Origin of the sequence: Faecalibacterium sp. DFI.5.82, assembly GCF_029076575.1 — a bacterium.
Lineage (GTDB): Bacteria > Bacillota > Clostridia > Oscillospirales > Ruminococcaceae > Faecalibacterium > Faecalibacterium duncaniae.
In genome coordinates this window covers 1-293 of sequence record NZ_JARFIS010000987.1, presented here as the reverse complement: position 1 = coordinate 293, position 293 = coordinate 1, and the positions used below count along the sequence as shown (strand labels likewise).

General features: G+C 55.6%; 1 pseudogene. It reads right to left on the bottom strand.

Going from position 1 to position 293, the window contains the following annotated elements:
- A pseudogene (locus P0G09_RS19810) lies at positions 1–293 on the bottom strand (gfo/Idh/MocA family oxidoreductase); the annotation flags it as partial.

Genomic DNA, 293 nt, shown 5'->3' with positions numbered 1-293 from the left:
GCAAAGTTCTGCATAACGGTGGTGTGCTGGAAGCCCCAGCCATCGTTGTTCTCAAAGGTCTCTTCGGTGTACAGCTTGGAGCCTGCACCGATGCCGCTGGTCAGCATGGCAACTTCCATCATGCTCATGTGCTCGTTCAGGTAATCCTCAGTGCAGGGGTTGCCTTCCTTATCGATGTAGTGGTAGACATGAGCGGTCTTGCTGTTGTCAACCACAATCTTGCCGCCGTCCAGGTCGATCTCCAGACGATCGGTGCCGATGGCATCGTGGGTGCAGGTGGTAAAGGTGCCGGT